Consider the following 6,881-nt stretch of genomic DNA (forward strand, 5'->3'; position numbering starts at 1 on the left):
TCAAATAGAATACTTAATCATTAAATACGGGGCTATAGTTGATGGAACTTATGGATCAGCCTCCCGCCAGCCGTCCACGTTATAAATCAGTATCATTTTTGGACACACTTCTGCAAGTCTTGTTTACACAAAGTCCATAGGGCGATGAGATGAAATATCATTCTAAAAAACGAAAAATTTTTAGTAACCATTTGTTATTAAAAATATTAAATACGAAAACAACAAATAACACCCTAACTCCGCAGTAGAAAAAACACACTAAATTAAATTTCAGTACAAACGATCCTTATGTTTTATTTTATGGCTCATTTTGTTTCTAATTTGTTAAATTTACTTACCATAAATCTTCATTTTTTTAGGTATTATGCGGAAAATAACCCATTTTATCGATTAACAAAAATAGTGGTTCTCAAAATGGAAAATTAATAAAATGCATAATTATGCCATCCGATTTTTTATTTATTCCCACTAGACTTTAGCGATAATATATATCGAACCTTACTCAGCATGGCATATTAAATACGTCTAATTTTACTATTTTCACATTCCTTCATCTTTTTAGTTAACCTTTTATATTGGTTTGAATTAATCACGTAACGTTAGTGTTTTAGGTGGTACAGGGGGCGAATAACTCAGTCTGCGACTAAAAATGCGCTAATGAGCACATTTCTTTCCTTTATTACATAACCTCAAAGTGTCTCTCCTATCATTAAGATATCGATTCACCACGCAGCACGTTAAGTAAGTCTCTAAATCAACATCTTTTATGCGTGATCTGTCGCCCAAAAAAGAAACAAAACATCCACTCACACTATAATTAACTTTTGATTGACATATTATTAACAATCTCAAGGAGAACTATTATGAGCCAAATACATAAACACCCTATTCCTACTGCAATTGCAGCGCATGCCCTGATAAGCCCAGAACAATATCAGCAGTACTATCAACAATCGGTGCAGAACCCGGATGAATTTTGGGGTGAGCACGGCAAAGTGATTGATTGGATTAAGCCATATAAAACGGTCAAAAATACCTCCTTTGATCCCGGTCATGTGAGTATTCGCTGGTTTGAAGATGGCACGCTGAATCTTGCCGCTAACTGTCTTGACCGCCATCTCGCCGAACGTGGTGACCAAACCGCCATCATTTGGGAAGGTGATGACCCGATCCAGTCAAAGAACGTGACTTATAAGCAACTTCACCATGATGTCTGCCAGTTTGCCAATGTGCTAAAAAAACTGGGTATCAAGAAAGGTGATGTTGTTGCTATCTATATGCCAATGGTGCCAGAAGCCGCTGTTGCCATGCTGGCTTGCGCACGTATTGGTGCGATTCACTCTGTTATCTTTGGTGGGTTCTCACCAGATGCCGTTGCTGGTCGTATCATCGACTCGAACTCAAAATTAGTGATCACTGCCGATGAGGGCATTCGTGCTGGTCGTGCAATTCCACTGAAAAAAAATGTCGACGATGCCCTAAAAAACCCAGCCATCACCAGCATCAAAAATGTTGTTGTATTCCAACGCACGGGGAATGCCAGTTATTGGAAAGATGGGCGCGATTTATGGTGGCACGACCTAATTAAGGATGCCTCCGCTGACTGTCCTGCAGAAGAAATGAATGCAGAGGATCCGCTATTTATCCTTTATACCTCGGGTTCCACAGGTAAACCGAAGGGGGTATTACATACCACCGGTGGTTATCTGGTGTATGCCGCTTTAACCTTTAAGTACGTTTTCGATTATCACCCCGGCGATATCTACTGGTGTACTGCTGACGTTGGCTGGGTAACAGGTCACAGTTATCTGCTCTATGGCCCACTGGCGTGTGGTGCTATCACACTGATGTTTGAAGGCGTGCCTAACTACCCTGGGGTCAATCGTCTTGGGCAAGTCGTCGACAAGCATCAGGTTAACATTCTGTATACCGCACCGACGGCGATCCGAGCTTTAATGGCAGAAGGCGATAAAGCCATTGAAGGAACAAAACGCACTTCGCTGCGCATTATGGGATCTGTGGGTGAGCCAATCAACCCAGAGGCTTGGGAGTGGTATTACAACAAAATCGGTAACAGTAAATGCCCGATTGTTGATACTTGGTGGCAGACAGAAACAGGTGGTTTCATGATAACCCCGCTGCCGGGTGCGACCGAATTGAAAGCAGGCTCAGCGACTCGCCCATTCTTTGGCGTACAGCCCGCGATTGTCGACAACCTTGGCAACCCATTGGAAGGTGCTACTGAAGGCAACCTGGTCATCACCGATTCCTGGCCGGGCCAAGCCAGAACACTGTTTGGCGATCATGACCGCTTTGAACAAACTTACTTCTCTACCTTTAAGGGCATGTATTTCAGTGGTGATGGCGCTCGCCGCGACGAAGACGGCTACTACTGGATTACGGGCCGAGTCGATGACGTACTGAATGTTTCAGGCCATCGCTTAGGCACCGCAGAAATTGAGTCTGCGTTGGTGGCCCATCCAAAAATTGCCGAAGCGGCAGTCGTTGGCGTTCCACACAATATTAAAGGGCAGGCTATCTATGCCTATATCACCTTGAATCACGGTGAAGAACCGACGCCAGAGCTGTATAGCGAAGTTCGTAATTGGGTGCGCAAAGAGATAGGCCCCATTGCAACACCGGACATTCTGCACTGGACAGATTCACTGCCAAAAACTCGGTCTGGCAAAATCATGCGCCGGATTCTTCGCAAAATTGCGGCGGGCGATACCAGTAATCTCGGCGATACCTCAACGCTCGCGGATCCAGGTGTTGTCGACAAATTATTGGAAGAAAAACAATCAATGCAAACACCGTCGTAAATTGTGCCGCCTACGGGCGGCAACCTTAATTAATGCCTCAAAGGAGAGACTCTGATGAATGACAACATTTATCAAGAGATTGAAAATAACCCGCGCTTCAAAGAGCTGGTGCAAAAACGCAGTCGCTTTGCCTGGCTACTGTCGCTAATTATCTTAGCGCTATATGTCGGTTTTATTTTCCTTATTGCTTTCGAACCACAATGGCTCGGCACTCCACTATATGCTGGTTCCAGCATTACTCGCGGTATTCCCGTTGGTGTGGGGCTTATCGTTATTTCTTTTGTTTTTACCGGTATTTATACCATTCGTGCTAATGGCGAGTTTGACCGTCTGACGGCAGAAATCCTCCGCGAGGTGAAGCAATGAAGATCCGCCATTGGTCCGCACTTTCCTTACTGGCACTGCCTGCGCTGTCATATGCCGATGCAATTACTGGCGAAGTTCATCGTCAGCCACTGAACATCCAAGCAATAGTTATGTTCGTGCTGTTTGTCGGCGCAACATTGTATATCACCTATTGGGCATCTAAACGTACTCGTTCCCGACAAGATTATTACACCGCAGGCGGGAGAATTACCGGCTTTCAAAATGGCCTGGCTATTGCGGGAGATTTTATGTCCGCGGCATCATTTCTCGGTATATCTGCGTTAGTTTATACCTCCGGCTATGATGGCTTGATTTACTCCATCGGGTTCTTAATCGGGTGGCCAATCATTCTATTCTTAATCGCAGAACGCTTGCGTAATCTGGGGCGATATACTTTTGCTGATGTTGCCTCCTATCGATTAAAACAAAAACCCATTCGCACACTATCTGCTTGTGGTTCACTCGTGGTGGTTGCCTTATATCTCATCGCCCAAATGGTGGGTGCAGGTAAATTGATTCAGCTATTATTTGGCTTGAACTACCATGTTGCCGTCATACTCGTCGGTATCCTGATGGTGCTATACGTCCTCTTTGGCGGCATGTTAGCAACCACTTGGGTACAGATTATCAAAGCGGTCATGCTGTTAGCGGGTGCCTCATTCATGGCCCTGATGGTGATGAAGTCGGTTAACTTTAACTTCAATACGCTATTTAGCGAGGCCGTCAAAGTTCATCCTAAAGGGTTGGCGATCATGAGCCCTGGAGGATTAGTCTCTGATCCTATCTCCGCGCTATCTCTTGGTTTGGCATTGATGTTTGGTACGGCTGGGTTACCTCATATCCTGATGCGCTTCTTTACGGTAAATGATGCTAAAGAAGCCCGTAAGAGCGTGTTCTATGCCACTGGCTTTATCGGCTACTTCTACATATTGACCTTTATTATTGGATTTGGCGCAATTTTGTTGGTTGGCCCAAACCCTGCCTTTAAAGATGCGGCTGGGGCGTTGTTAGGTGGCAACAACATGGCAGCAGTCCATCTAGCTGATGCCGTTGGGGGAAGCTTCTTCCTCGGCTTTATCTCTGCAGTCGCATTTGCGACCATTCTAGCGGTTGTCGCTGGGCTGACATTAGCGGGTGCCTCGGCGGTCTCTCATGACCTTTACGCCAGTGTGATTAAAAATGGCAAGGCGCGTGAGCGTGATGAACTGAAAGTCTCAAAAATTACAGTCGTCATTCTAGGATTTGTTGCGATCGGCTTAGGTATTCTGTTCGAAAAACAGAATATTGCCTTCATGGTGGGTCTGGCATTCTCGATTGCAGCCAGTTGTAACTTCCCAATAATCTTCATATCGATGTATTGGGAAAAACTGACTACTCGTGGTGCCATGATTGGTGGCTGGTTGGGGCTCTTGACTGCGGTCATCCTAATGATATTAGGTCCAACTATTTGGGTCACTATTCTGGGGCATGCAAAACCGATTTATCCGTATGAATACCCTGCATTGTTCTCAATGATAGTGGCATTTGTCGGGATCTGGTTCTTCTCCATCACTGATAATTCAGAGGAGGGCCAGCAAGAACGCCTACGCTTCAAAGCACAGTTTGTTCGTTCGCAAACGGGCTTGGGAATATCTCAAGGCAGCTCTCACTGATTGCAATTTAACGTTAAAAGGCCCCTAGGGGCCTTTTTTTACGGCTTTAGCCAACGGTCCAACCACGGGAAAACCACATCTTGCTGTTCTTGGTAAAAGACATGCCCTAACGTTGGCCAGCTACGGGTGATGAGTCGCGACTCCACATTCTGCGAACGCCAAATTGCATGTACTTTGCTATACGCCTGTTCTACGGCCTCTGATGGGAATAATTTATCTTTTCCGCCGTTAAAAAGTAACATTGGCTTTGGGGCAGCTAAGCTAGCGATATCAGGGAAATCCAGCTTATTGGCAATACCTGGATGAAGCATGTAGAAAGCTGATTGGCCACGAAGTACATTATTGCCCGGAGTCATCAGCCCTTGATAGCTACCAAACCAAGATATTGCGGCTGTCGCAGCCACCTTATCTGACAATGCCGCGAGTTGCCAGGCACGATATGCCCCCATAGAAAAACCCAGCGCACCAATTCGGTGCCGGTCAACCGATGGCATTGTCGACATGAAATCAACGGTTCGCATATCCTCATAAGCCATATTACCGGCTAACGAGCGACCAAGATTAAAGAAATTACTGGCTAAAGCTTGCTGTTGCTCATAACTCATCGGTCCCCTATCTCCCCAGCCGAGGGCATCAATAGAGAGCACGACATAGCCACGCTTTGCCAATTCATCACCGATGAACTTGCCGCTAAAAAACTTATCTGACCAAGCTTGAGCAGAAGCCAATTGCGCACTATCCCCCCAAGGGCGGATCATTTTCTCTTTGCCAATATCAAACTTAGAGCCGTGGTCATGTAAAAGCACAATAGCTGGATGAGGGCCTTTTCGCTTCGGGGTTAATAACAATCCCTGAACGCGGCTTTCATCTGTGATATTCAATGCTATTTTTTCAGCGACGTAACTTCCGCGATCTTGTTGATCTAATTTTTCTGCTGCAAATGCAATAGTTGAGTCAGGTGTCAGTAATGCCTGTCTCAAGATTTTCCGACTATCACTTTTCCATTGAGTAAAATCTGTATACTTTCCAGCTAACCATGAACTCTGGTATGTCATCTGTTTCTTTAATTGAGGGTAGAATACGGGGAGATTATTTTCGGTAATGCCTTCTTTTTGATACGTCACTGAGCTTGCCTGCACGGCTGTAACAGCAAGTAGTGTTGATAGTGTGACACTACGTAAGAAGAGACTTGCATTCATTCAAACCTCACAATCAAAACATCGTTTTAATTTTAGATTGAATGATTTTAAGGGAATAGAGACTATTTTCTGTGGCAGGACCGATAAAAACGAGAAAGAAGAAAGAAGAAAGAAGAAAGAGAGAATAACTCAGGTTTGCAGAATCATTGGCTCACATTCAGTGGTGGGTCGACCCTTCCTACAAAGGGCCAACATTGCGTTGATATTCAAACTATATTAGCGCTCATATTAATCTCGTCTTCAGGATGAAATCTCACCTCTAAAGAAGCTAACACAACACGTTGTTCAACTTATATTCATACAAGCAACAGTCTCATCCTCGGGATCTATACTCCACCGAGATGTGAAAACTCAAAGCAAAAAAGGCCACCCGTTAGGGTAGCCTTTTTTGCTTATTTGATACCTGGCAGTGTCCTACTCTCGCATGGGGAGACCCCACACTACCATCGGCGCTACGGCGTTTCACTTCTGAGTTCGGCATGGGGTCAGGTGGGACCACCGCGCTATTGCCGCCAGGTAAATTCTTTTCTACAACTACCGAACTTTAACCCATATAACTGGTGCTGATACCCAGAGTCGAACTGGGGACCTCACCCTTACCAAGGGTGCGCTCTACCAACTGAGCCATATCAGCACACTAAATTTGATGCCTGGCAGTGTCCTACTCTCGCATGGGGAGACCCCACACTACCATCGGCGCTACGGCGTTTCACTTCTGAGTTCGGCATGGGATCAGGTGGGACCACCGCGCTAAGGCCGCCAGGCAAATTCTGTCTAAATCAACCCGCTACATGCTCTCCATGCAGCCAGTCAACCCAATCTCGGAACATTCGCTGAAAATC

4 protein-coding genes, 1 tRNA gene and 2 rRNA genes are annotated in these 6,881 nt (G+C 45.5%); 3 read left to right on the forward strand and 4 right to left on the reverse strand.

Annotation, left to right across the window (positions count from 1 at the left end; genetic code table 11):
• Positions 1–863 precede the first annotated feature (863 nt).
• From acs to actP, 3 genes are read left to right on the forward strand one after another with little or no spacing between them, the layout of a single operon-like run.
• Positions 864–2,822 (forward strand): acetate--CoA ligase, encoded by a 1,959-nt coding sequence (acs, locus tag BN68_RS12555; RefSeq protein ID WP_019211512.1) that lies wholly within the window; start codon positions 864–866, stop codon positions 2,820–2,822.
• A 54-nt stretch (positions 2,823–2,876) separates the two neighbouring features.
• A complete protein-coding gene (locus BN68_RS12560) occupies positions 2,877–3,188 on the forward strand; it encodes a DUF485 domain-containing protein (protein WP_019211513.1) in 312 nt (103 codons plus the stop codon).
• Positions 3,185–4,840 carry a cation/acetate symporter ActP gene (gene actP, locus BN68_RS12565; protein ID WP_019211514.1) on the forward strand — a complete coding sequence of 552 codons (1,656 nt, stop codon included), beginning with the start codon at positions 3,185–3,187 and terminating at the stop codon, positions 4,838–4,840. The genes BN68_RS12560 and actP overlap by 4 nt, the downstream gene beginning before the upstream one ends.
• A 38-nt stretch (positions 4,841–4,878) precedes the next feature.
• Here the strand turns inward: actP and BN68_RS12570 are convergent, their stop codons facing one another.
• From BN68_RS12570 to rrf (BN68_RS12585), 4 genes are all read right to left on the reverse strand, one after another.
• A complete protein-coding gene (locus BN68_RS12570) occupies positions 4,879–6,039 on the reverse strand; it encodes a dienelactone hydrolase family protein (protein WP_042806668.1) in 1,161 nt (386 codons plus the stop codon).
• A 401-nt stretch (positions 6,040–6,440) separates the two neighbouring features.
• A 5S ribosomal RNA gene (gene rrf, locus BN68_RS12575) occupies positions 6,441–6,556 on the reverse strand.
• Positions 6,557–6,597: 41 nt separating this feature from the next.
• Positions 6,598–6,673, reverse strand: a tRNA-Thr gene (locus tag BN68_RS12580).
• Between the two features lie 14 nt (positions 6,674–6,687).
• Positions 6,688–6,803, reverse strand: a 5S ribosomal RNA gene (gene rrf / locus BN68_RS12585).
• Positions 6,804–6,881 lie beyond the last annotated feature (78 nt).

It is taken from the genome of Yersinia massiliensis CCUG 53443, from assembly GCF_000312485.1.
In the GTDB taxonomy this organism is placed as follows: domain Bacteria; phylum Pseudomonadota; class Gammaproteobacteria; order Enterobacterales; family Enterobacteriaceae; genus Yersinia; species Yersinia massiliensis.